Genomic DNA, 20,935 nt, shown 5'->3' with positions numbered 1-20,935 from the left:
CGGGAAAAATGCCATCTGGGTTTTTCCACTTTATGTCGCTCTTGAGAGGACAGTGTAACATGAGCCGAATGACGCCCTTTTCCAGTCCGCTTCTCCTTGGTTTCGATGCCATGGAAAAGACGCTGGAACGCCTGGCGAAGTCCGGCGACAGCTATCCTCCCTACAACATCGAACGCCTCAGCGGCGTCGACGGCAACAGTGAAAGGCTGCGCATCACGCTGGCCGTCGCCGGTTTCGCCGAAAGCGATCTCGATGTCACCACGGAGGAAAACCAGCTGGTCGTGCGAGGTCGCCAGACCGACGATACCGAGCGCGAATTTCTTCACCGCGGCATCGCCGCGCGCCAGTTCCAGCGCTGTTTCGTGCTGGCAGACGGCATGCGGGTGATCGCGGCGGAGCTGAAGAACGGCCTTTTGTCGATCGATCTCGATCGGCCGGAGTCCGAACGGCTGGTACGGAAAATAAACATATCGGTGAAAGACTGAGCTTTGCCGATGGCTCTAATGCGGGATGGCCCTGAGCGGCGTCCTCGCGTCAAGGAGGCTTGAAATGACCAGAACTGAAAACATCACCATGACCAATGGCGAATTCGCACATCTCGGCGAAGGCTCCGTCGCTTATCTACGCAAGGTTACGAGCGACGAACTGCTCGGCCGGTTCCCCAATCTCGGCGAAATCGCGCCCGGCATGCAATTGTGGGCGCTGTTTGCCGCCAACGGCCAGCCGATCCTGCTCTCCGACGCGCGCGACCGCGCATTGGCCGGCGCCATGGAAAACGACCTGATCACGGTCGCCATTCACTAAGCTCCTGCCAGCCTCGACGCCCATCGAGCGATTGGGCGTAGATCCCGACTGCCAGCTAAAATGAATAGGGCCGCCCATGGCGGCCCCGCACCGCCCGCAATTAAGGAGGATGTCAGGCCGCGTGCGAGGCCTGCGTGTCCGACAAAAGCGCGTGGATAGCCACGGCGTCGCGCGTACCCCTGATCTTGGCCACTGTGTCGGCATCGCGCAGCACCCGCGCGATGCGCGACAGCGCCTTGAGATGGTCCGCGCCTGCGCCTTCCGGCGCCAGCAACAGAAACACCAAGTCGACAGGCTGGTCGTCCAGTGCTTCGAAATCGACCGGAGTTTCAAGCCGGGCGAACACCCCCGCGATGCGCTTCACGCCGGCCAGCTTGCCATGCGGTATGGCGATGCCGTTGCCGACACCGGTCGAGCCTAGCCGCTCACGCTGCAAGATGGTGTCGAACACCTCGCGTTCCGGAATGCCCGAAATCGCCGCTGCCCGTTCCGACAGCAATTGCAGGAGCTGCTTCTTGGAGTTCGCCTTCAACGCCGGCATTATCGCCGGAACGTTGATCAGATCGCTCAGATCCATGCTTGAAAATTCCTTGTTCGCCTGCCGCCACCAGTCCTCACCCTCGTGTGCGGCCGGGTTTTAGCCTTGCGCGACCTTCGTCGTCGACGGGTCGATCCAGCCGATGTTTCCATCGGGCCGGCGATAGACGATGTTGAGATGCTCGTTTCCGGCGTTGCGGAAGACCAGGACAGGGCTGTCCTTGGTGTCGAGTTCGATGACCGCCGACGCCACCGACATGGTCTTCAGAACCATGGTTGATTCGGCGACGATGGCCGGCGCGAAATCCTCCGGGATCTCCTCGTCGTCATCCGCCAGCGGCGCCATCACCGTGTAGGCAATATCGGTCGGCTCGCTATTGGCGGCACCGGAATTGTGAGATTTCAGTCGGCGCTTGTAGCGGCGAAGCCGGGTCTCCAGGCGATCGGCCGCTGCCTCGAAGGCAAGCGTGGGTTCCTGGGCGTCGCCGGTGGCCTGCAGGGAAGCGCCGGAATCGAGCCGGATCATGCAATCGGCCGAATAGCGCGAACCCGATTTGACGACAGTGACGTGCCCGGCAAAGCCGCGATCGAAATATTTTCCGATCGCCTCGCCGACACGATCGTTGATGCGTGTCCGGAACGCATCACCGATATCCATGTGTTTTCCCGATATGCGCAGATTCATCTGAAAACTGACCTTCCTTGCTCAGGCTTCAAACTGGCCGGAGTTTATACTCGTGGTCCGTGCGCACAAGCTTCGCGGCGTCAATCACGCCGATTTAAATCCGAACTTTCCGGTTGATTAAAAGCCGCTTTTGTGACGGACCATCCGCACGCAGGTATCTGGCCGATCTCATGCGGGCGGGCTTCTAGCCACTTCACCATGGCTTGTCAATGAAGCGCCGGGCCGGCGGAAAATCCAGCGGCGTCACCGACCGGCGCTGGCGAGCGCCCGTTTCTCGCGCCTGCGCTGCACCGATGAGGGAATATTCATGCCTTCCCGGTACTTGGCGACCGTGCGCCTGGCGATGTCGATCCCACTCTCGCGCAGCATGTCGACGATAGCATCGTCGGAAAGCACGTCGGCGGATTTCTCCTCGTCGATCATCTGCTTGATGCGGTCGCGCACGGCTTCCGAGGAATGCGCATCGCCACCGCCCGACGCGGCGATCGAAGCGGTGAAAAAATAGCGCAGTTCGAACACGCCGCGCGGCGTGAGCATGTATTTGTTGGCGGTGACCCGGCTGACCGTCGATTCGTGCATGCCGATGGCGTCGGCTACCGTGCGCAAGTTGAGCGGCTTCAACTGGCGCACGCCATGGACGAGGAAGGCGTCCTGCTGGCGCACGATCTCCGAGGCGACCTTGAGGATGGTCTTTGCCCGCTGGTCGAGGCTGCGCGTCAACCAATTGGCGTTCTGCAGGCACTCGGCCAGGAAATCCTTCTCCGCCTGATTCTTCGCCTGGGGCGTGACCTGGGCGAAATAGATATGGTCGACCAACACGCGCGGCAGCGTTTCGGCATTGAGCTCGACCGTCCAGCTGCCGTCATTGGCCGCGCGCACCTCGACATCGGCGACGATCGCATCGCTGGCGCCCGCCGAGAACGCCATGCCCGGCCGGGGATCGAGCGCCCGGATCTCGGCCAACATGTCCAGCAGATCCTCTTCGTCGACACCGCAAATCCGTTTCAACGTATGGAAATCGCGCCGCGCCAACAGTTCCAGATTGGCGACAAGAGCCTTCATGGCCGGGTCGAGCCGGTCACGCACGGCAAGCTGGAGAGACAGGCATTCGGCCAGGTCGCGTGCGAACAGGCCGGCCGGCTCGAAGGTCTGGCATACATCCAGCACCTTGCCCACCGTAGCGGCATCGGTGCCGAGGCGAGCGGCGATCTCGGCCAGGTCGGCGCGCAGATAGCCGGTTTCATCGAGGCTGTCGGCCAGATCGGCGGCGATCAGGCGCTCCGCCGGATCGGCGAAGGCAAGCGCCACCTGTTCTCCGACATGGTCGCGCAAGGTGATTGACGCTGCCGCCATGTCGCCGGCCTCGAAGCCCTCCGACGAGGAGGCCGCGCCATTGCCGGACGCCGATTTCCATTGCGCCGTAAGGTCGGGCCCGAGCCGCTCGCTTGTCCCGGGATCGTCTGGAAAAAGGTTCTCCAGCGACGTGTCGAGCTTTTCGGAGATCGCTTCGGAGCTCCACTGGGCTTCGTTGTCGAACCAGTCGCCATCCTCGGTGGCGCGCGGCTCCGCCTCCGTCTTCTGCGCCTGGTCGCTTGCCGCGTCGTCCTGCGGTTCGGCCCGCTCCAGCAGCGGGTTGCGCTCGATTTCCTCGTCGATGAAATGCTCGAGTTCGACATGGGTGAACTGCAGCAGCCTTATCGATTGCATCAGTTGCGGCGTCATCACCAGCGACTGTGACTGTCGTAGCTGTAATTTCGCCGCCAACGCCATGGTTCGGTTTCAAACGCCTTGTCTACGCATCCGCACGGGAAACTCTTTCAACGCGCCATACAAACTGGCCCAGCTTTTGCTTGTCAAGGCAAAGGCGAGCAGAACGCGTATACGCGCTACGATCTAGGAGCAAAATCGGCGGAAAATCCCGTCCAACGGGCGAAACAGTGTGGGGCGTCGTGCTTCGCGCCTAGAGCGTGAAACCCTCTCCAAGGTAAAGCCGGCGCACGTCGGGGTTTGCCACCACTTCGTCCGCGCGGCCATGCGTCAGCACCTGGCCGGCATGGATGATATAGGCGCGGTCGATCAGGCCGAGCGTCTCGCGCACATTATGGTCGGTGATGAGGACGCCGATGCCGCGGGCCGTCAAGTGGCGCACCAATTGCTGGATGTCGGCTACGGCGATCGGGTCGATGCCCGCAAAGGGCTCGTCGAGCAGCATATAGGCCGGACGGGTCGCCAGCGCGCGCGCAATCTCCAGGCGACGCCGCTCACCGCCGGAGAGCGACATGGACGGCGCCTTGCGCAGATGGCTGATGTGGAATTCCTCGAGCAGTTCGTCGAGGCTGCGCTCGCGCACCTTGCGGTCTTTTTCGACCACTTCGAGCACGGCGCGGATATTCTGCTCCACGTTGAGGCCGCGGAAGATCGACGCCTCCTGTGGCAGATAGCCGATGCCGAGCCGCGCGCGACGATACATCGGCATCGAGGTGACGTCGAAGCCGTCGATCTCGATCGTACCTTCATCCACCGGCACCAGCCCTGTGACCATGTAGAAACAGGTGGTCTTTCCCGCGCCATTGGGGCCGAGCAGCCCGACGGCCTCGCCGGCGCGCACCCCGATGGTGACGCCGCTGACGACTTTGCGTCCTTTGTAGCTTTTGGTCAGCCCCTTGGCGATAAGCGTGCCTTTGAACTTCCCCGCATCGACGGTCACCGTAGCCGGCGCCGCGAGCGGGCTCGCGGCGCGTCCCGACAGACGCGCCATCAGCGATGGTGCACCGGCCATTACTGCTTTGCCGGGCCCGACTTGGCAGGCGGGGTGATCGACATGACGACCCGACCGCCGCTGCAGGGATCGACCTGCGCCACGCCGCTCTTCATCTGAACGGTCATCTTGCAGCCCTTGAGGATGTTGGCTCCCTGCGTGAGCACGACTTCCTTGCCCGACAGGACCAGCACCTGCGTCTTCATGTCGAACTTGCCGTCGTCGCCGGTGGCGACCTGGTCGTTCGACTTGATATAGACCTTGTTGGTGACCTCAAGATGATCGATGTTGGCCGAACCGGTCATCGCCGCCGCGCCGCTGGCCTCCGCGCCACTCGTCGCGGCCTTGGGATCCTTGACATAGTAGACCGTCATCTTGCCGGCCTTGAGCAATGTCGGTCCCTGGACGACCGTGACGTTGCCCGTGAAAACGGCGGCGCTTTCGGCCTGCCGAACCTCCAGCTTGTCGCTCTCGATCTGGATCGGCTGGTCGCCTGACAGTTTGAGGCCCGACACCTCTTTGCCGCCAGACTGCGCCAAGGCCGGCCCCAGTCCCAGCAGCAGCACCGCCGAAGCCGCGGCCACGAGCCGCGTCGAACTACTGAGCCGCATTGGTATCTCCGCTGTTTCCTTCCGCCGCCTTCAAGGCTGCGGAATCGATGTTGACGCGAACTTTGTTTTCGAAAATCAGAACTTTGCCGTTGTCTTGAACCGACATCGAGTCAGCCGTGATGCGTGCACCGCCACGGCTGACGTCGACAGGGTTGTCCGTCTTCATAGTGCCTTTGCCCATGTCGAGGAAGACAGATTTGAACTTTGCCTGCAAGCCGTCGCTGGCAGTGATCGTGACCTCGGACTTCAGGTCCATCGTATTGCCGTCGCGATCATAAGTGCCGTGCGAGGCCTTGACCGCGACCACATTGTTTGGCGCGACCGGCACCTTGGCGTCTATGCCCTCAAGTTCGATGATGCCTTGCGTGCTGACGTCCTGGATGGCGCGCAGCGCCGTCATGGAATAGGGTTGCTTTTGCTTGGTGAACCCATTCAGCCTGGGGTTTGACATCACCAGCTTGCCATTCGAAAACCCGGTGCCGTCGGACTGAATCGAGATGGAAACCGGCGCGGCCAGGTAGGAATAGACCGGGAAGGCGATGGCGATCACCGCCGCCGTCAGTGGCACAGCCCATTTGAGAACGCGCACACGGCGAGAATGGCGGCGCGCACGGTCGAACGCGGCGCCGCGCGTCGGGGCGTCCGCCGGGGCAGCCAACCCCGTCTCGGCGTTGGTCGGTTCAATCGCTCGCGCTAACATCACTGCTTTCTTCAAACCCTGCCCGCCGGGGCACCGCCTAACCGCCTATAGGTGGGACGCCGGCGCTCCCAAGCAAGCACAAGCCGACGAAAACCGCGAAAATGTGACAGCCGCCTTTGTACCGATGAAAATGAGATCGGCACAACTGCACGTGATTCATAGCAGAAACCGGTGCGTGGCGGCAAATTTATCGGCGATGGCCACTCCTGCCGACCTGGCATCCATCGCAACCAGCCGCGATTGGCCTCGCTTCGGCGAATGGTCCCGGGGGCGATGCGGTAGGCCGATCCTGCCTCCACCAGACCGTCGAGGGGCGCGGCGTCGCATGCGGCGAGAGATTGCTTCCCGATGCGCGGTTCATGGTCTAAAAGCTTTTCCTCCCGCCGACTGAAAGGCTGACCATGGCATTGAGAGCCGACGACCTCATCGACCGCCGCCGCTTGCGCCGCAAGCTGACATTCTGGCGCGCCGCCGCCATTGCCATTGTCGCTCTGGCGGTGATCGCGCTTGCAGTCTGGCTCCAGGGAGACGGATTCAACGGCTCCGCCGTCAACCATATCGCCAAGGTCAGGATCGAAGGCACGATCACCGAGGACGAGGAGCTGATCGAGCGGCTGGAGAGCATTCGCCTGTCGTCGAAGGTGCAGGGCGTGATCCTGTCGATCGATTCCCCCGGCGGAACCACCGTCGGCGGTGAATCGATCTTCGAAGAGGTGCGCAAGCTGGCCGCCGACAAGCCCGTGGTGGCGGAAGTCGGCACGCTCGCCGCATCGGCAGGCTACATGATCGCCAGCGCAGCCGACCATATCGTGGCTCGCAAGACCTCGATTGTCGGATCCATCGGCGTGCTGATCCAGTATCCCGACGTCAGCGGCCTGATGGACAAGCTCGGCGTCAAGCTGGAGGAAGTGAAATCCTCGCCGCTGAAAGCCGCGCCTTCGCCGTTCAAGCCGACCAATGACGAGGAACGCGCCATGGTCCGTAAGCTTATCCTCGACAGCTACGACTGGTTCGTCGGCATCGTCGCCGAGCGCCGCAAGATGACCCACGAGCAGGCGCTGGCGCTGGCCGACGGCTCGATCTTCACCGGTCGCCAGGGGCTCGCCAATGGCTTGGTCGACGCCGTCGGTGGCGAAAAGGAAGCAGTCGACTGGCTGGCGACGAAGGGCGTCGACGCCAAGCTCGACGTGATCGAATGGAAGAGCAAGGAAGGGCGCGGCGGCTTCCTGTTCTCGAAGGCGATGGTGCGGACAATCGGCGCCGCGCTCGGCCTGCCGGTCTCCAGCGGCGACATCATGCAAGAATTGGGCGCCGACCGCTTGTTTCTTGACGGTCTCGTTTCCGTCTGGCACCCTTGAGATGCCATTTGGGACAAGTGAAAAAAGCAAATAAAATCATCCTCATATTCTGACCGAACTGCTTTCACGGGGACACGTCTCATGATCAAGTCCGAACTTGTTCAGATTATTGCCACGCGCAATCCGCATCTTTTCCTGCGCGATGTCGAAAACATCGTTGGCGCGATCTTCGACGAGATCACCGACGCGCTCGCCGAGGGCAACCGGGTAGAGCTGCGCGGTTTCGGTGCTTTTTCGGTGAAGAACCGCCCTGCCCGGACCGGGCGCAACCCGCGTACGGGGGAATCCGTCGAGGTCGAGGAGAAATGGGTGCCGTTCTTCAAGACCGGCAAGGAGCTGCGTGAAAGGCTGAACGGCGGCAAGTAAGCGGCGCGCGCGCCAGCTTCCGACGGAAAACATCATGTTCAATCGCTTCATCCTCATCGTCATCTTCGTGCCCCTGGCAATCATCCTGGTCGCGCTCGCCGTCGCCAATCGCGAACTGGTGGCCTTCACGCTGGACCCGTTCAATCCCGGCAATCCGAAGCTGACGCTGAGCTTGCCGCTGTTCATCTTCCTGTTCCTGGCGCTGGCCGTCGGCATGATCGTCGGAAGCCTGGCGACCTGGGTCAAGCAGGGCCGCTACCGCAAGCTGGCGCGCCAGCGCGGCGTCGAGGCCGAAAATCTGCGCCAGGTGGTCAACCGCGCCCCCTCGACCCAGCACGGCCATAGCCAAGGACAGGCACCGGGGCCGGCATTGCCGAAGCCGACGGCGTGATCCACCTGCGGGGCTCTTCGCATCCACGGAGCTTTTCATGCTGACCATTTCGGCCGCCGAGGTCGATCATGCGCTGACCTTTCCCGGACTGGTCGAAACGCTGCGTGCGGCATTTCGTGACGGGGCCGTGCAGCCGGTCCGTCACCATCACAGCGTCGAGCGGCCGGACGGGGCGGCCTCCACCCTGCTTCTGATGCCGGCCTGGACCGATTTCCACGGCCCGGGCAGTTCGGCTGGTGGCCACATCGGCGTCAAGATCGTCACCGTCTCGCCCGACAACAATGCCCTTGGCAAACCCGCCGTCATGGGCCTCTATCTCCTGCTCAATGGCGTCACCGGCGAACCCGAAGCCATGATCGACGGCCAGCGTCTGACGCAATGGCGCACCGCCTGCGCTTCGGCGCTCGCGGCGTCTTATCTGGCCCGTGAGGATGCCTCGCGGCTGCTGGTGGTCGGAGCCGGTGCTCTGTCGCCGTTTCTCGCCAAGGCGCACAGCGCCGTGCGTCCGATCCAGAGCATCCGCATCTGGAACCGCACACTGGCCAATGCCGAAAAAGTCGCGGCGCAGCTCCGCGCGGAAGGGTTGCCGGCAAGCGCGGCAAGCGATCTCGATGCCGAGATCGGCGAGGCCGACATCATCTCATCGGCGACGATCACGACAACCCCGCTTATCAAGGGCGCATTGCTGCGCCCCGGCACCCATGTCGACCTCGTCGGCGGCTTTACGCCTGATATGCGCGAAAGCGACGATGACGCTATCGCGCGCTCCCGCGTCTATGTCGATACACGCGCCGGCGCCACCAAGGAAGCCGGCGACATCGTCCAGCCCCTGGCCTCCGGGGTGTTGAAGGCGGACGCCATCGTCTCCGACCTGCATGAGCTGGCGCGCGACCAGAAGAAAGGTCGCGAGAGCGCCAGTGAAATCACTTTGTTCAAGTCGGTCGGCGCGGCTCTCGAGGACCTTGCCGCCGGCATTGCCGTCTATAGATCGCTCAAGCAACGTCGCCTTTAAGGCCAACGGCGGCGCCCATCGCTTCGGCGATCAGCCCAAAATCGTGATCGCTGATCTCGAACAGTCCGAAGCGTAGCTGATAACCCCAGTTCGGTCGACCGGCGGTGAACTCCAGCCTGTCGAGCAACGGCTTGATCGGCGCCTCCTGCGCGCTCGCCCACTCGACGTCGCGGCGGAACGGCGTGAAGCCTGATCCCATGTCGCCCTGATAGGGCTCGCCGTCCCGCATCGTGCCGATCGCCGTGAAGGCTTGCAGGCCGTCCCTTTCGCCGAGGATGGTGGTGGGCGAATAATAGATGATGCGGTCGCCGGGCTTGACCCGGCGCAAAGGCGCGGCTTTGCCGTGGTTACCTGCATGAAGCCGCCCGCTCGGCCGCGTAGGACATGTTCGGCCGAGGCCACCGCGATCCAGTGAGCGCTCATTTCTTCTCTGCATCGGCCTGGTCCTCATTGGAAAGCCAGTAGACGCGCAGGCGATGGCCATCGGGATCGAGTGCAACGAAGGAGCGGCCGAAATCCATATCGGTGGGCGCTTGTAGAATCTGAAGTCCGCGCGCCGACCAATCGGCATGAGCGGCGTCGACGGCGTCAGCCGTCTCCAGCGCAAAAACGATCTCCACACCCCCACCCGCCGCAGACGCCGCCGGCTCGACCGTATGCCGCGACCAGAGGCCGAGCTTGAACCCCTTGTCGAGCACGAACAGCACGAATGTGGCCGAGCTTTCTACCGGCTCGCGACCCAGCAGCGCGCTGTAAAAGGCTCCGCTCTCGAGCGGCTGGTCGACATAGAGAATGACGAAATTCGGGGTGGTCATGTCTGCTCTCCAAGCTGTTTGCAACGACCTGGAGAACCTATATCTGGCCACTGTCAGTTTCTGGCAGCAGCCGTCACGAGCCGCGCGGCTTATCCAGCGTTGCCCGCCATTCCTTGAGCAGGACCTGCCGGCGACGCGGACAGCGTATATCGATCGGCTCAAGTTGAACTACGCGGTCGGCGCGAAAATGGCGGAAATCCTGCCGCATCTCGCACCACGCCACCACCACCCGCACCTTGTCGAAAAAGGCCAGTGCAAACGGCCAGACGACACGGTGCGAAGCGGCACCGCCGGCATCGCGGTATAAGAGGTCGAGCTTGCGTTCGCGGCGGATAGCCTGCCGCACCACGGCAAGGTCGATGCCCTCAACTGTCTTCGCCGGCGGTCCCACCAGCAAGGTGGAGGCATCGAGATCCGCGCGCAGATCGTCTGGCAGAACGGCGGCGATCTTGGCCAGCGCATTGGCGGCGGCGGCCGACAGACGCCGGTCCGGCTGCTTGGCGACCCAGCGCGAGCCGAGCACGATGGCTTCGATCTCCTCGTCGCTGAACATCAGCGGCGGCAGCATGAAGCCGGGCTTGAGCACATAGCCTAGCCCCGCCTCACCTTCGATCGGGGCGCCCTGACCCTGCAGCGTGGCGATGTCGCGATAGAGTGTGCGGATCGAAATCCCGAGCTCATCGGCCAGCGCCCGCCCGCTCACAGGCCGGCGGTGCCGACGCAGCGTCTGGATCAGGTCGAGCAGGCGTTCGGAGCGGGACATTCGGCAGATTTGCCTGTTTATTTGCTGTCGGTCCACCATCGGTCGCCAGCAACCGGGAAGGCCGACATGTCGGACTTGGTTGCGAAGCCGGTTGCCCTATGTCAAAAGCGGCCACGCCGCTCGGAGTTGCCCCCGCTTGAAGTCCTTTCGCGACAAACGCCGCGACAACCGTCCGCATCCATCCGCAAAGGGCGCGGCGGACCCGTCACGTCCGCGCAGCGGCTCCGTTACGGCCAGACCCGATGCGCAACCGCGCAATCGGCTTGAGGCAAACGCGGACGACCGCGCCGAGCCCAAATCGCCCCAACGCATCCTGAGCCGCCGCGAAGGCGTCCTCCCGGCTGAGCAGCTTCCCGTGATCCTGGAAGTCGCTCCCAATGCCGACTATGCGTTGCTCGACAGTGGCGCAGGCCAGAAGCTCGAACAATATGGCCCCTACCGTATCGTGCGGCCCGAGGGCCAGGCAATCTGGCAAAAAGCCCTGCCGGCGACGGACTGGCAGCGCGCCGACGCCGTCTTTACCGGCGATACGGACGAGGAGGGCATCGGCCGCTGGCGCTTCCCCGCGACCCCGCTCGGCGAAACCTGGCCGATGAAGCATGACGGCATCGATTATCTCGGCCGCTTCACCTCGTTTCGCCATGTCGGCATCTTCCCCGAACAGGCATCGCATTGGGACCACATGGCCGGCCTGATCGCGGCCGCCAGACGGCCCGTCAAGGTGCTGAACCTGTTTGGCTATACCGGCCTTGCCTCGCTGGTGGCGGCGCGCGCGGGCGCCGAGGTCACCCATGTCGACGCATCGAAGAAGGCGATCGGCTGGGCCCGCGAAAACCAGGAAATGGCCGGGCTCGGCGGCAAGCCGATCCGCTGGATCGTCGACGACGCGGTGAAATTCGCCGAGCGCGAGGAGCGCCGCGGCAGCCGCTACGACATCGTGCTCTTCGATCCGCCGGCCTATGGCCGCGGCCCCAAGGGGGAGGTCTGGCAGTTGTTCGAGGATCTCCCCAACCTGACCGACCTCTGCCGCTCGATCCTGACGCCCAAGCCGCTTGCCGTGGTGCTGACCGCCTATTCGATCCGCGCCTCCTTCTTCGCCATTCACGCCCTGATGCGCGACACCTTCGCCGGCATGGGTGGAAAGGTCGAATCGGGCGAGCTGATCATCCGCGAGAAGTCCGCCGGCCGGGCGCTTTCGACCTCGCTGTTTTCGCGCTGGGTGGCCCAATGAATGAACGGCATATTGGCGCGCCGGGGCAGGTGAAGGAAGTCACCAGCCTCGCCAATCCCTTGATCAAGGACATCAAGGCCCTGGCACTGAAGAAATTCCGCGACCAGCAGAACGCCTTCATGGCCGAGGGCCTGAAACTGGTCATCGATGCGCTCGATCTCGGCTGGCAGATCAAGACGCTGGTTTTCGCCAAGGCCGGACGTGGCAACCCGGCGGTGGAGAAGGTCGCGGCGCGCACGGTTGCGGCCGGCGGCACGGTGCTCGAAGTCTCCGAAAAGGTGCTTGTCGCCATCACCCGGCGCGACAATCCGCAGATGGTTGTCGGTGTCTTTTCGCAGAGATACCTGGCTCTGAAAGACGTCCGCGCCGACAATGGCGATGTCTGGGTGGCGCTCGACCGGGTGCGCGATCCCGGCAATCTCGGCACGGTGATCCGTACCGTCGATGCCGTCGGCGCCAAGGGCATCATCCTGGTCGGCGACACCACCGACCCGTTCTCGGTGGAGACGGTGCGCGCCACCATGGGTTCGATCTTCGCCGTCCCGGTCGCCAGGACGACGACCGAAGCTTTCCTGGCCTGGCGTGGCGGGTTTTCAGGGCTCGTCGCCGGCACGCATCTGAAAGGGGCCGTCGACTACCGCTCGGTCGATTTTTCCCGGGGTCCGGTGCTGCTGATGATGGGCAACGAGCAGCAGGGGCTGCCGGAGACCTTGGCGGCAAGCTGCGACAGGCTGCTCAGGATCCCCCAGGCGGGCCGTGCCGATTCCCTCAATCTTGCGGTCGCCACCGGCATCATGCTGTTCGAGATCCGCCGCGGTGCGCTGAAGCTAGAACCCATAGTGGACCTGCAATGAAGGTTTGCCCGCCCGTGAGGTCCCCGCTGTGAAATCATGGTTTCCCTACGCGTTGCTGGTCGCCGCGACCATCGCGCTCGACCAGTGGATAAAGAACCTCGTCGAGACCGGTCTGCCCTTTCAGGAAAAGCTCGACCTCGTGCCTTTCCTGGCGCTGTTTCGCACCTACAACACCGGCATCGCCTTTTCGATGTTCGCGTCCTTCGGCGACATCGGCCTGATCGGCATTTCCCTGGCCGTCGTCGCCTTCGTGCTGTTCCTTGCGACACGGATCGCGCCGTCCCAGGTCGCCGCGCGCATCGGCTTCGCGCTGATTGTCGGCGGCGCGCTGGGCAATCTGATCGACCGCGCGGTGCACGGCCACGTCATCGATTACATCCTCTTTCACACGCCGGTGTGGTCCTTCGCCGTCTTCAACCTTGCCGACGCCTTCATTTCGGTCGGCGCGGCGATGGTCGTCCTGGACGAATTCTTCGGCTGGCGGCGTGAACCCAAGCCACAGGATCCCGGCGCCTGAACGATTGACCCCGCGCCCCGAGCGCCGCACAGTCCCATGTCGCCAGCAAGACTGAGGAGACAACATGTCCGACACCTTCAAAGCCATCCTCGTCTCGCGCGACGCCGAGAAAAAACAGTCGGTAGCGGTGACGGACCTCACCGAGGCCGACCTGATGGAAGGCGACGTCACCATCGCGGTCGAGGCGACCACCGTGAACTACAAGGATGGCCTTGCGATCACCGGCAAGGCGCCGGTGATCCGCCGCTGGCCGCTGGTGCCGGGCATCGATCTGGCCGGCACGGTCACCGCCTCTTCCCATCCCGACTGGCGCAAGGGCGACCAAGTGATCCTCAATGGCTGGGGCGTCGGTGAAACCCACTATGGCGCATTCGCCAGCCGGGCCCGCGTCAAGGGCGACTGGCTGGTTCCCTTGCCCGAGGGAATGAGCGCGCACGACGCGATGACGATCGGTACTGCGGGCTACACCGCCATGCTGTGCGTCATGGCGCTGGAGCGGCACGGCATCGTGCCGGATCGCGGCCCCGTCATCGTGACGGGAGCGGCCGGCGGGGTCGGCTCGGTCGCGGTCTCGATCTTGTCCGGCCTCGGCTATCACGTCATCGCCTCCACCGGCCGCGCCGCCGAGAGTTCCTATTTGATGGATCTCGGTGCTGCCGAGGTGATCACCCGCGACGAACTCGCGCAACCGGCCAGGCCGCTGGCTAAGGAGCGCTGGGCAGGCGGCGTCGACGCGGTCGGCGGCCAGACGCTGGCCAATGTGCTGTCCATGACCTCCTATGGCGGCGCGGTGGCTGCTTGCGGCATGGCTGGCGGCATGGATCTGCCGGCAAGCGTTGCCCCCTTCATCCTGCGCGGTGTCTCCCTGCTGGGTATCGATTCGGTGATGGCGCCCAAGCCGATCCGCCTCGAAGCGTGGCGGCGCCTTGGAACCGACCTCGATTCGCGCAAGCTCGCCGGGCTTTCCACGACCATCGGCTTCGATGGCATCATCGATGCCGCGCGCGACATCGTCGAAGGCAGGATTCGCGGCCGCGTCGTCGTCGACATGTAAAGCGACCGACTGTGCGGTGGCTCTGCCTGACCATTCGGATCGTCGGGCAAAAATGTTCTTCTGTAAAATTCGAACGATCCGCCGCAATTTTCAATAATGTCTGTCTGGCAAGCAGTTCCTATGACTGCGGAATCGGACAGCCAACTGACGGCAACGGGGGACGGGGTCGATGGGGCTGCGGCGACGCGGGCTCCCGTCGCGTCACCCCCGGCGGCCCCCAAGCGGCGGCCCCCAAGGGGCCACGGCCTGCCCTTCCTGATCTTCGTCGTCGTCATCGTGCTGGCTGGCCTGGCGCATCTGACCGGCGCACCGGTGTTCATCAGCGTCGGCCTGCTGGCAACCGGCATTGCCGGCATTATCGCGCATCTGCGCACCAGCCGGAAAGAACATCGCACAGCTGTGCTTCTCGACCAGACGACCGCCCGCAGCCGCGCCGAGATCGAGACGCTGGCCGATCGCATGTGGGAGATGCAGGAAAGCGAGGAGCGTTTCCGCGGCCTGATCGACGCGCTTGGCGACCTTGTCATCCATCGCGACCGCGACGGCCATATCGTCTATGCCAACAAGGTGTTTGCGGATCTTGTCGGAAGCGACCAACGCGATCTTGCCGGCAAGACCCTGGCGGAGTTGGGCATAGACGTCGGCATCGTGCCCGATGCCGCCTTTTCCGACCATGAGTGCCTGAGTTCCACGGATGTCGCCATCCGTACGCCAAGCGGTCCGCGCTGGTTTTCCTGGATCGAACTGTCCGTGCGCGAAAAGGAAAGCGGCGCCGTTTCGCACCGCGCCATTGCCCGCGATATCACAGCCCGAAAACGCGCCGAATCCTCGCTGATCACCGCTCGCGAGCGGGCGGAATATGCCAGCCTGGCCAAATCGCGCTTTCTCGCCACCGTCAGTCATGAAATCCGCACGCCGATGAACGGCATTATGGGCATGGCCAGGTTGCTGGCCGACACCAGCCTGTCGCCCGAGCAGCAGACCTATGTCGGCGCCGTATCGACGTCGGCGAGCGCCTTGCTTGCCCTGATCGAGGACCTGCTCGACTATTCCAAGATAGAAGCCGGGCGCTTCGATCCGGAACCGCAACCCATGTCGGTTCGCGAGATCGCCGACAACATCATCGAACTGCTCGCCGCCCGCGCCTTCGCAAAGGGCATCGGCCTTGGCTGCCATGTCGAACTCGACGTCCCGCAACTGATCACCGCCGATCCGGGCAAGGTCAGGCAGGTGCTGCTCAACCTGATCGGCAACGCCATAAAGTTCACCGACGCAGGGGGCGTCCTGGTCGCCATCTCGCTGTCGCGGACTGAGACCGAGGATCGCGTCTGCTTCACCATTTCCGACACCGGCCCCGGTATGCTCGACCAGGATTTGGAGCGCATTTTCGAGGAGTTCGAGCAGGCCGACGGCACCTCTACGCGTACGCATGGCGGAGCCGGGCTTGGCCTCGCCATCTCCAAACGCCTGGTAATTGCCATGGGCGGGGCGATTTCCGTCTCCAGCCGAATTGGCCAGGGGTCGGAATTCATCTTCGAAATTCCGGCGATAGCGCCGACGGCGCCGCCACGTGGCCGTGAAAGCGCGCTCGTGGGAAGGCGCGCCGTGATCGTGTCGAAAAACGCCGTCGAAGCTGAGGCAATAGCGCGAACCATCCGCGCCAGTGGCGGCGCCGTCGACGTCGCCGCCAGCGCCGCCCAGGCCGCCCGCTTCGCCGCCGGTTGCGACGTGCTCCTGGTCGATGCGGCACTCGAGGAAAGCGACGGCAGGCTACTCAAGCGCCTGCGCCAGGGCGGATTCCCCGACTGCGAGGCCATCACGCTGATCGCGCCCACGGATCGCGGCATGCTTGGCGAGTTCCGCGCCAGCGGCTACGCGACCTTCCTGGCCCGGCCGGTGCGGGGCGCAACGCTCCTGCGCGTGCTGCTAAGCAGTCAGGCCGCCGCCCTTGCTCAGCCGCAGCCAGAAAAACGCCGATCTTCGGCGCCTCGCGCCGGCGGCCGCCACCGCGGCCTTTCGGTGCTGATAGCCGAAGACAACGATATCAACGCCATGCTTGCCCGCGCCACGCTGCTGAAGGCGGGGCACCGCGTCAAAGTTGTCGGCAACGGCAAGGCCGCCGTCGAAGCAGTCACCGATGCAGCTCACAAGCACCGTTTCGACGTGATTCTGATGGATCTGCACATGCCGGTCATGGATGGATTGGACGCGATCGCCGCCATCCGCCGTCATGAGGAGGAGACCTCGATGCCGCCGGTGCCGATCATGGTGCTGTCGGCCGATAGCCAGGAAAAGACGCGCCACGCGGTGCTTGCCCATGGCGCCAGCGGCTTCGTCACCAAGCCGCTCGACCCCGACGCACTGGTCGACGCCGTCGAGGGTCAGGTCGCCGCCTCGAGTGACGGCTGGGCGCGTAACATAGCCGGTTGACTTAGTCGCGAGCCGACGAAGTATTGCCCGCGACGGCGTATCACGGTACTGTCACAATCCTGTTGCACCTACACCGTATCCCCGTGCCAAGAGGGATGGCTCGAAGGAGAATCACTCGTGCATACAGTTATGCCGGAATGTGACACTCGACCCAACGCCGGCAACGCCATGCTTGCCGGTCGGAACGTTGATTCCGTCATAAAGGGCGCGCCACTCGGCCGGATCGGCAACCTCGAAGTGCGTCTCGCCCGAAACGAGGCGGAGATCGCAGCCGCTCAGGAAGTCCGCTACCGGGTCTTCTACGACGAGCTTGGCGCCAGGAAGGAACAGTTCCAGGCGCAGGATCGCCGCGACGCCGATCGCTTCGATCCGCTCTGCGACCATCTGCTCGTTTTCGATACGACGCTGTCCGGCCCCGAGCACCGGCGCATCGTGGGCACCTACCGTCTGCTGCGGCAGGAAATCGCCGCTGCGGCCGGCGGCTTCTATTCTGAGGGCGAATTCGAGTTGACCAAGCTCATCGCCCGCCACCCAGGCCAGCGTTTTCTCGAACTTGGCCGGTCTTGCGTTCTCCCCGAATATCGCTCCAAGCGCACCATCGAGGCGCTGTGGCAAGGCATATGGGCCTACATCAACCACTACGAGATCGGCGTGATGACCGGCTGTGCGTCTTTCCACGGCACCGTGCCAGCCGCCCATGCCGAAGCGCTCTCCTATCTCGCCCACCATTGCCGGACGAACTCCGCCTGGGACGTGCGTGCCGTGTCGGGCCGCTACTGTACGATGGACCTGATGCCGATCGAGGCGGTCAATTCAAAGGCGGCCATCGCGGCGATGCCGCCCTTGGTCAAGGGCTATCTGCGCGTCGGGGCGCGCATCGGTGACGGCTGCGTCATCGATCGCGAATTCTCGACCGTAGACGTTTTCATCGTCATGCCGGTCAAGGAGATCGGCGCCCGTTACGTCAACTATTATGGCGGCGAGGCGCAACGCTTCGCGGCGTAGCGATAGTGAATGGTGAGTGGGGACTGCACTCCTGCGAGCGTCGTCCTATTCGCCACGGACTACCGACTATTCGCTCTTCGTTGCGCTTACGGAATATCTTCCGGCCGCCGGCCAGGCCGGCTCTTATACGCCGGAAACGCCCAGCCGAACCACAAGGCGCCGCCGCGCACCACGAGTGCCGCCGCGAACCCGCCCAAACCTGAAACAAACTGCGGCAGGCCCGCGACATCGCCTGCCGTGAAGATTGCGGCGCCGACGAGCGCGGCCGTGACATAGATTTCGGGTCTCAACAGCACGGACGGCTCGCCGGCCAGCAGATCACGCAATATGCCGCCGAGAGTGGCAGTCAGCATCCCGGTGATGATCGAAACAACGGGCGAGCCGGTGATAGCGAGCCCCTTGGCCGCGCCCATGACGGAAAACGCCGCAAGCCCGATGGCATCGAGCCAGAGCAGCAGCTTGTAGCGGGATTCGACGCGATGCGCGGTGAAGAACACCAGCACAGCCACCACCGCGCAGATCAGCACATAGTCGCGATTTCCCACCCAGAAAACCGGCACATTCAAGATGACATCGCGAAACGTACCGCCACCGATGCCGGTGACGCTGGCGAGGAACAGAAAGCCGATAATGTCGAGTTGCTTGCGTGATGCCGCAAGCGCGCCGGTCGCGGCGAAGACGGCCACGCCGGCATAGTCGAGAAGCGCGATGGGATTCATGAGCTGAGCGAGTACGGATGAGGGATACGCAGCTGGTGCAATAGCACGAAGCCGCGGATTAGTATCCTTTCCTACCCGCTACTCGCTATCTGCCACTCGCTATCAAGCGTCCTTCTCGGCCTGCTCATTGACAGGGCCAGGTTCGACAGGCGCCTCGGCGGCCAACTTTGGTCCGCCCTTGGCGACCCCGACCATGGCCGGGCGCAGCACGCGCTCCCCGATCGAATAGCCGGGCTGCACCACTTGCACCACGGTGTTGGCGGGGACATCCGGGTTTGGTACCTCGAACATCGCCTGGTGAAAATTCGGGTCGAACTTCTCGCCTTCCGGTGCCAGTTTCTTGACCCCGTGCCGTTCGAGCGCCGACAGCATGGCGCGCTCCGTGAGGTCGACGCCTTCGATCAAGGCCTTGAAGCCGGCGTCGCCCGAGGCCTTGGCTTCCGCGGGGATGGCGTCGAGCGCACGACGCAGATTGTCAGACACCGACAGCATGTCGCGGGCGAAATTGGCAACCGCGTAGGTTCGCGCGTCATGCACGTCGCGCGCGGTGCGGCGGCGCAGGTTCTCCATCTCGGCCGCCACCCGCAACGCCCGGTCCTTCAATTCCTCGTTTTCCTTCATCAGCCGCACCAGCGCTTCATAGTCGCCATCGGTGCCTTCCATGCGTTCGGCATTGGCTTGGGGCACCTCGAGTTCTTCGGGCGCGCGTTCGTCTTTTGCCTGGTCGCTCATCGCCATTTCCCGTCATCTTGAATGGTATGGATTTTGAGCCCGATATCGAGGTTTGGCAGCCAAAAATCAAGGGGTAAGCGATTGCGGAAGGCCTGTCGCCGCATCAGACAGCGAACGGCGCATCAATTCGATTTTAATTCAAATTTTACCGTATCGGTCGCCTTTGCTTGCATCCAAGGCGTGCAGGCGGAACCATTACCTTGCCGGGAGAGTTTGGGAGCCGACACAGGAATTCAATGATGATGACCCACAACAAAGCGGAAAAGGCAGGGAGGCTCGCCGCCGATGTCAGGCGTCAGTTCGGCGCCGAGGCGACGACGCGTTTCCTGCGCAATCTGCCGGCCTTCCACGCCGATGCGGATGTGCCTGACCACTTCAAGGAACTGCTTGACCGCCTCGATAAGGTCGAGAACGACAACTGGCGTCCGCAGTAGCGGTTCTAATCTTGCGCGACAATTACGCACAGTAATTTCGCGTGATCCGTCCCTTGCGGCGGCGTGACGCGCCGCTTATGCTTCCTGATGAACATGATTTCTCCGGAGGCGGCTGCCCACAGCAAGCGCGCCTGGCTCAAGGTCCTGGCGCGTTACAAGAAGCCTGACAGGCGTCGTAGCGCCGTCGAACTCGCCATCACCCTCATTCCGTTTGCCACCCTATGGGCACTGTCCTCGGCGGCCTATGCCTATGGTCATTGGTGGGGACTGATTCTGATCCTCCCGGCGGCCGGATTCCTGGTGCGGATTTTTATGATCCAGCACGATTGCGGCCACGGCTCCTTCTTCGCCAACCGATACGCCGACGACTGGATAGGCCGCGCGCTCGGCATCCTCACGCTGACGCCATATGATTGCTGGAGGCGGGCGCATGCCACCCATCACGCCAGCGCCGGCAATCTGGACGAGCGCGGCATGGGCGATATCAGAACGCTGACCGTTGCCGAATACCGGCAGATGTCATGGCGGGGCCGTCTCGCCTATCGTCTCTATCGCCATCCGCTGGTGATGTTCGGTTTAGGCCCGACATGGCTCTTCATCTTCGAGCACAGGCTGCCGGTCGGCATGATGCGCGGCGGTTTGACGCCCTGGGTGTCATCCATGACCACCAATCTTGCCATTCTGGTCGCATCGTCAGCGCTGATCTGGTTCGTCGGGCTGGGTGCATTTCTGGTGGTTCACCTGCCGATTGTCATCCTCGCTGGTTCGGCCGGCATCTGGCTGTTCTACGTGCAGCACCAGTTCGAGGAGACCGAATGGTCGAAGGACTCCGAATGGGAGTTCCAGCATGCCGCCTTGCACGGCTCGTCCTATTATGACCTGCCGCCGGTGCTGAACTGGTTCACCGGCAACATTGGCGTCCACCACGTGCACCACCTCTCCGCCAAGGTGCCCGGTTACCGCCTGCAGGAAGTGCTGCGCGATTATCCGGAACTGCGCGGCATCGGCCGCGTCACCCTTCTCGACAGCCTGCGCTGCGTCAAACTGGCGTTATGGGATGAAAACCGCAGGAAGCTCGTGTCGTTTCGCGAGGCACGACTGGCGGTTTAGAGCCGGCCGGCATTGAAGGATCGCCCTTCGCGCTTTATGCAGCTTGCGG

Annotated in this window: 24 protein-coding genes and 1 pseudogene; 14 read left to right on the top strand and 11 right to left on the bottom strand. The window is 63.4% G+C overall.

The genetic code is table 11. The annotated features are described in order from the left end of the window. The first annotated feature begins 59 nt into the window (after positions 1-59). On the top strand, positions 60-485 hold the full coding sequence (locus tag LB513_RS16855) for an Hsp20 family protein (RefSeq protein WP_224664632.1): 426 nt from the start codon (positions 60-62) through the stop codon (positions 483-485). A 64-nt stretch (positions 486-549) separates the two neighbouring features. Then, the gene (locus tag LB513_RS16850; protein WP_224664631.1) at positions 550-804 is read left to right on the top strand and encodes a DUF1150 family protein; all 255 of its coding nucleotides are present in this window, start codon (positions 550-552) and stop codon (positions 802-804) included. 112 nt (positions 805-916) lie between these two features. Here the strand turns inward: LB513_RS16850 and ptsN are convergent, their stop codons facing one another. From ptsN to lptC, 6 genes are all read right to left on the bottom strand, one after another. After that, entirely contained in the window at positions 917-1,381 is a 465-nt protein-coding gene (gene ptsN, locus LB513_RS16845; protein ID WP_006200387.1) for a PTS IIA-like nitrogen regulatory protein PtsN, read from the bottom strand. A 60-nt stretch (positions 1,382-1,441) separates the two neighbouring features. Continuing rightward, a complete protein-coding gene (gene hpf / locus LB513_RS16840; protein WP_224664630.1) occupies positions 1,442-2,026 on the bottom strand; it encodes a ribosome hibernation-promoting factor, HPF/YfiA family in 585 nt (194 codons plus the stop codon). A gap of 243 nt (positions 2,027-2,269) precedes the next feature. Next, positions 2,270-3,796 carry an RNA polymerase factor sigma-54 gene (gene rpoN, locus LB513_RS16835; RefSeq protein WP_224664629.1) on the bottom strand — a complete coding sequence of 509 codons (1,527 nt, stop codon included), beginning with the start codon at positions 3,794-3,796 and terminating at the stop codon, positions 2,270-2,272. Positions 3,797-3,986: 190 nt separating this feature from the next. Continuing rightward, positions 3,987-4,805, bottom strand: a complete 819-nt coding sequence (gene lptB, locus LB513_RS16830; protein ID WP_224664628.1) for an LPS export ABC transporter ATP-binding protein — start codon at positions 4,803-4,805, stop codon at positions 3,987-3,989. Beyond that, positions 4,805-5,395 carry an LptA/OstA family protein gene (locus tag LB513_RS16825; RefSeq protein ID WP_224664627.1) on the bottom strand — a complete coding sequence of 197 codons (591 nt, stop codon included), beginning with the start codon at positions 5,393-5,395 and terminating at the stop codon, positions 4,805-4,807. The genes lptB and LB513_RS16825 overlap by 1 nt, the downstream gene beginning before the upstream one ends. Beyond that, positions 5,382-6,095, bottom strand: coding sequence for an LPS export ABC transporter periplasmic protein LptC (lptC, locus tag LB513_RS16820; RefSeq protein ID WP_224664626.1), 714 nt, complete (start codon positions 6,093-6,095; stop codon positions 5,382-5,384). The genes LB513_RS16825 and lptC overlap by 14 nt, the downstream gene beginning before the upstream one ends. A gap of 401 nt (positions 6,096-6,496) precedes the next feature. Between lptC and sppA the strand changes: the two genes are divergently transcribed. The 4 genes from sppA to LB513_RS16800 all read left to right on the top strand — a co-directional run bounded on the left by sppA (position 6,497) and on the right by LB513_RS16800 (position 9,222). After that, positions 6,497-7,453 carry a signal peptide peptidase SppA gene (gene sppA / locus LB513_RS16815; protein ID WP_224664625.1) on the top strand — a complete coding sequence of 319 codons (957 nt, stop codon included), beginning with the start codon at positions 6,497-6,499 and terminating at the stop codon, positions 7,451-7,453. 81 nt (positions 7,454-7,534) lie between these two features. Next, the gene (locus LB513_RS16810) at positions 7,535-7,819 is read left to right on the top strand and encodes an integration host factor subunit beta (protein ID WP_006200394.1); all 285 of its coding nucleotides are present in this window, start codon (positions 7,535-7,537) and stop codon (positions 7,817-7,819) included. Between the two features lie 34 nt (positions 7,820-7,853). Beyond that, the gene (locus LB513_RS16805) at positions 7,854-8,210 is read left to right on the top strand and encodes a DUF1049 domain-containing protein (protein ID WP_224664624.1); all 357 of its coding nucleotides are present in this window, start codon (positions 7,854-7,856) and stop codon (positions 8,208-8,210) included. Between the two features lie 37 nt (positions 8,211-8,247). Further along, entirely contained in the window at positions 8,248-9,222 is a 975-nt protein-coding gene (locus LB513_RS16800; protein ID WP_224664623.1) for an ornithine cyclodeaminase family protein, read from the top strand. Here the strand turns inward: LB513_RS16800 and LB513_RS16795 are convergent. The 3 genes and pseudogenes from LB513_RS16795 to LB513_RS16785 form a co-directional block, all read right to left on the bottom strand. After that, a pseudogene (locus tag LB513_RS16795) lies at positions 9,203-9,645 on the bottom strand (EVE domain-containing protein). The gene LB513_RS16800 and the pseudogene LB513_RS16795 overlap by 20 nt on opposite strands. After that, positions 9,642-10,037 (bottom strand): VOC family protein, encoded by a 396-nt coding sequence (locus LB513_RS16790; RefSeq protein WP_224664622.1) that lies wholly within the window; start codon positions 10,035-10,037, stop codon positions 9,642-9,644. The pseudogene LB513_RS16795 and the gene LB513_RS16790 overlap by 4 nt, the downstream one beginning before the upstream one ends. Before the next feature lie 73 nt (positions 10,038-10,110). Further along, the gene (locus tag LB513_RS16785; protein ID WP_224664621.1) at positions 10,111-10,800 is read right to left on the bottom strand and encodes a helix-turn-helix transcriptional regulator; all 690 of its coding nucleotides are present in this window, start codon (positions 10,798-10,800) and stop codon (positions 10,111-10,113) included. Positions 10,801-10,936: 136 nt separating this feature from the next. Here LB513_RS16785 and LB513_RS16780 point away from each other — a divergent pair, with 136 nt between their 5' ends. From LB513_RS16780 to LB513_RS16755, 6 genes are all read left to right on the top strand, one after another. Continuing rightward, the gene (locus LB513_RS16780) at positions 10,937-12,031 is read left to right on the top strand and encodes a class I SAM-dependent rRNA methyltransferase (RefSeq protein WP_224664620.1); all 1,095 of its coding nucleotides are present in this window, start codon (positions 10,937-10,939) and stop codon (positions 12,029-12,031) included. Continuing rightward, entirely contained in the window at positions 12,028-12,885 is an 858-nt protein-coding gene (locus LB513_RS16775; RefSeq protein WP_224664619.1) for a TrmH family RNA methyltransferase, read from the top strand. Before LB513_RS16780 ends, LB513_RS16775 begins: the two co-directional genes overlap by 4 nt. A gap of 28 nt (positions 12,886-12,913) precedes the next feature. Beyond that, the gene (gene lspA, locus LB513_RS16770) at positions 12,914-13,402 is read left to right on the top strand and encodes a signal peptidase II (RefSeq protein WP_224664618.1); all 489 of its coding nucleotides are present in this window, start codon (positions 12,914-12,916) and stop codon (positions 13,400-13,402) included. A gap of 64 nt (positions 13,403-13,466) precedes the next feature. Continuing rightward, positions 13,467-14,456 (top strand): MDR family oxidoreductase, encoded by a 990-nt coding sequence (locus tag LB513_RS16765; protein WP_224664617.1) that lies wholly within the window; start codon positions 13,467-13,469, stop codon positions 14,454-14,456. Between the two features lie 120 nt (positions 14,457-14,576). Further along, positions 14,577-16,886, top strand: a complete 2,310-nt coding sequence (locus LB513_RS16760) for a PAS domain-containing hybrid sensor histidine kinase/response regulator (protein WP_224664616.1) — start codon at positions 14,577-14,579, stop codon at positions 16,884-16,886. A gap of 129 nt (positions 16,887-17,015) precedes the next feature. After that, positions 17,016-17,891 carry a GNAT family N-acetyltransferase gene (locus LB513_RS16755; protein WP_224664768.1) on the top strand — a complete coding sequence of 292 codons (876 nt, stop codon included), beginning with the start codon at positions 17,016-17,018 and terminating at the stop codon, positions 17,889-17,891. An 86-nt stretch (positions 17,892-17,977) separates the two neighbouring features. On the opposite strand, the gene LB513_RS16750 is transcribed toward LB513_RS16755, so the two are convergent. Then, positions 17,978-18,610 carry a trimeric intracellular cation channel family protein gene (locus LB513_RS16750; protein WP_224664615.1) on the bottom strand — a complete coding sequence of 211 codons (633 nt, stop codon included), beginning with the start codon at positions 18,608-18,610 and terminating at the stop codon, positions 17,978-17,980. A 102-nt stretch (positions 18,611-18,712) separates the two neighbouring features. Next, positions 18,713-19,342, bottom strand: coding sequence for a nucleotide exchange factor GrpE (gene grpE, locus LB513_RS16745; protein ID WP_224664614.1), 630 nt, complete (start codon positions 19,340-19,342; stop codon positions 18,713-18,715). Positions 19,343-19,584: 242 nt separating this feature from the next. On the opposite strand from grpE, the gene LB513_RS16740 reads away from it, so the two are divergent. After that, a complete protein-coding gene (locus tag LB513_RS16740; protein WP_411962713.1) occupies positions 19,585-19,776 on the top strand; it encodes a hypothetical protein in 192 nt (63 codons plus the stop codon). Positions 19,777-19,863: 87 nt separating this feature from the next. Next, positions 19,864-20,886: a fatty acid desaturase gene (locus LB513_RS16735; protein ID WP_224664612.1), complete on the top strand. Its 1,023-nt coding sequence runs from the start codon at positions 19,864-19,866 to the stop codon at positions 20,884-20,886. Positions 20,887-20,935 lie beyond the last annotated feature (49 nt).

It is taken from the genome of Mesorhizobium sp. ES1-1, from assembly GCF_020164785.1.
In the GTDB taxonomy this organism is placed as follows: domain Bacteria; phylum Pseudomonadota; class Alphaproteobacteria; order Rhizobiales; family Rhizobiaceae; genus Mesorhizobium.
This window is presented reverse-complemented; position numbering and strand designations above follow the sequence as displayed.

What these genes read in the sequence shown, in the direction of transcription:
- LB513_RS16765 (WP_224664617.1), top strand. Translation starts at nt 13,467, where the DNA reads ATGTCCGACACCTTCAAAGCCATCCTCGTCTCGCGCGACGCCGAGAAA.
- grpE (WP_224664614.1), bottom strand. Translation starts at nt 19,342, where the DNA reads ATGAGCGACCAGGCAAAAGACGAACGCGCGCCCGAAGAACTCGAGGTG.
- LB513_RS16755 (WP_224664768.1), top strand. Translation starts at nt 17,016, where the DNA reads ATGCCGGAATGTGACACTCGACCCAACGCCGGCAACGCCATGCTTGCC.
- ptsN (WP_006200387.1), bottom strand. Translation starts at nt 1,381, where the DNA reads ATGGATCTGAGCGATCTGATCAACGTTCCGGCGATAATGCCGGCGTTG.
- LB513_RS16735 (WP_224664612.1), top strand. Translation starts at nt 19,864, where the DNA reads ATGAACATGATTTCTCCGGAGGCGGCTGCCCACAGCAAGCGCGCCTGG.
- LB513_RS16805 (WP_224664624.1), top strand. Translation starts at nt 7,854, where the DNA reads ATGTTCAATCGCTTCATCCTCATCGTCATCTTCGTGCCCCTGGCAATC.
- rpoN (WP_224664629.1), bottom strand. Translation starts at nt 3,796, where the DNA reads ATGGCGTTGGCGGCGAAATTACAGCTACGACAGTCACAGTCGCTGGTG.
- hpf (WP_224664630.1), bottom strand. Translation starts at nt 2,026, where the DNA reads ATGAATCTGCGCATATCGGGAAAACACATGGATATCGGTGATGCGTTC.
- LB513_RS16790 (WP_224664622.1), bottom strand. Translation starts at nt 10,037, where the DNA reads ATGACCACCCCGAATTTCGTCATTCTCTATGTCGACCAGCCGCTCGAG.
- LB513_RS16750 (WP_224664615.1), bottom strand. Translation starts at nt 18,610, where the DNA reads ATGAATCCCATCGCGCTTCTCGACTATGCCGGCGTGGCCGTCTTCGCC.
- LB513_RS16760 (WP_224664616.1), top strand. Translation starts at nt 14,577, where the DNA reads ATGACTGCGGAATCGGACAGCCAACTGACGGCAACGGGGGACGGGGTC.
- LB513_RS16800 (WP_224664623.1), top strand. Translation starts at nt 8,248, where the DNA reads ATGCTGACCATTTCGGCCGCCGAGGTCGATCATGCGCTGACCTTTCCC.
- LB513_RS16775 (WP_224664619.1), top strand. Translation starts at nt 12,028, where the DNA reads ATGAATGAACGGCATATTGGCGCGCCGGGGCAGGTGAAGGAAGTCACC.
- sppA (WP_224664625.1), top strand. Translation starts at nt 6,497, where the DNA reads ATGGCATTGAGAGCCGACGACCTCATCGACCGCCGCCGCTTGCGCCGC.
- LB513_RS16740 (WP_411962713.1), top strand. Translation starts at nt 19,585, where the DNA reads ATGACCCACAACAAAGCGGAAAAGGCAGGGAGGCTCGCCGCCGATGTC.
- LB513_RS16855 (WP_224664632.1), top strand. Translation starts at nt 60, where the DNA reads ATGAGCCGAATGACGCCCTTTTCCAGTCCGCTTCTCCTTGGTTTCGAT.
- LB513_RS16785 (WP_224664621.1), bottom strand. Translation starts at nt 10,800, where the DNA reads ATGTCCCGCTCCGAACGCCTGCTCGACCTGATCCAGACGCTGCGTCGG.
- lptC (WP_224664626.1), bottom strand. Translation starts at nt 6,095, where the DNA reads ATGTTAGCGCGAGCGATTGAACCGACCAACGCCGAGACGGGGTTGGCT.
- lptB (WP_224664628.1), bottom strand. Translation starts at nt 4,805, where the DNA reads ATGGCCGGTGCACCATCGCTGATGGCGCGTCTGTCGGGACGCGCCGCG.
- LB513_RS16850 (WP_224664631.1), top strand. Translation starts at nt 550, where the DNA reads ATGACCAGAACTGAAAACATCACCATGACCAATGGCGAATTCGCACAT.
- LB513_RS16825 (WP_224664627.1), bottom strand. Translation starts at nt 5,395, where the DNA reads ATGCGGCTCAGTAGTTCGACGCGGCTCGTGGCCGCGGCTTCGGCGGTG.
- LB513_RS16810 (WP_006200394.1), top strand. Translation starts at nt 7,535, where the DNA reads ATGATCAAGTCCGAACTTGTTCAGATTATTGCCACGCGCAATCCGCAT.